Here is a 1178-nt window from a genome sequence, read left to right on the forward strand (position 1 = left end):
CCGGACCGATCAGCTCTTTGCGCAGGCATTGGACCGCCACCCGGTAGGCACCCCCATCACAAACGACACCACAGTGACGCTGCCTGGTCATAGCGTCCCTGTTCCCATCGGCCAACTGGTGAAAAGACTGCGGAACATCGCGGCCACCGGGGGGCGGGCGGCGGCGCCGGATCCGGTGTTGGTCGCCGCGTTGGCCGCGCACGGCCTGCACCACAACCCGACCACGCTCCCCGACGGCAAATGGCGGCTGCTACCCCGCGGCGCCAGAATCACCTGGCCCGATCAGGTCTATGCGCAGGCGTTGAACCGCCTGCCGGCAGGCACCCGCATCACGCCGAACACCACAGTGACGCTGCCCGGTCATACCGTCCCTGTTCCCATCGGCCAACTGGTGAAAAGACTGCGGGACTCCTCGGCCCACGGGGGGCGGGTGGCGGCGCCGGATCCGGCGTTGGTCACCGCGTTGGCCGCGCACGGCCTGCACCACAACCCAACCGCGCTCCCCGACGGCAAATGGCGGCTGCAACCCGCAGCAGCCGTCCCTGCCCGGCCCGTCCCCGCAGGGAACACCACCACCACCCTGACCGGCCCCACCACCCTGACCGGTCCCACCGCCCTGACCGGCCCCGGGCGTGTACTGAGCATCGCCGAGCTTCTCAACCCTCCAGGGCAGCCCCCACACCTCGCTGAAAACCCGCCACCGCCACCATCAGCGCCCACCACTGTCACCAAGACTGACAGAATCGCCCCCTGGCGCCTCCCCACCCCAACCATGCCACCAGCCGCCACCCCAACCGCGCCACCGGCGGGCACCCCAACCACGACATCGGCGGGCATCGCCGCCGCAGCGCGGCTGTCGACCGTTACTGCCTCAGCACAGCCGAGAGCCGCCAACCGCGAGGACCGCGGCTATTTCCCCACCCCCACCCGTCCCCGATCAGCCTCGCCTTCGCGCACATCCCCACCGCACACCACGACACCAGGCACATCAGCGCCACCCCACCGCTGAAGGGCTATCTCGCTAAGGGGGTGTCTCAGTTGGTGAGGTTGTGGCCTCGGGCATCAACGCGTCGGTCCAGGGCCAGCCGTTGGCGATAGCGAGACGGGCTCGGCGGGCGGTGCGGGTGATCCGGGCCGCGACGTGCAGCAGTCGGTTAGCGCGGTTTCTTGGGCTCAGC

General features: G+C 69.9%; 1 pseudogene. It reads left to right on the plus strand.

The annotated features are described in order from the left end of the window. Window positions 1-1009: pseudogene (locus ACIBEF_RS32555) on the plus strand (hypothetical protein); the annotation flags it as partial. Between the last annotated feature and the right edge of the window lie 169 nt (window positions 1010-1178).

Source organism: Micromonospora sp. NPDC050795 (assembly GCF_044456785.1).
Lineage (GTDB): Bacteria > Actinomycetota > Actinomycetes > Mycobacteriales > Micromonosporaceae > Micromonospora.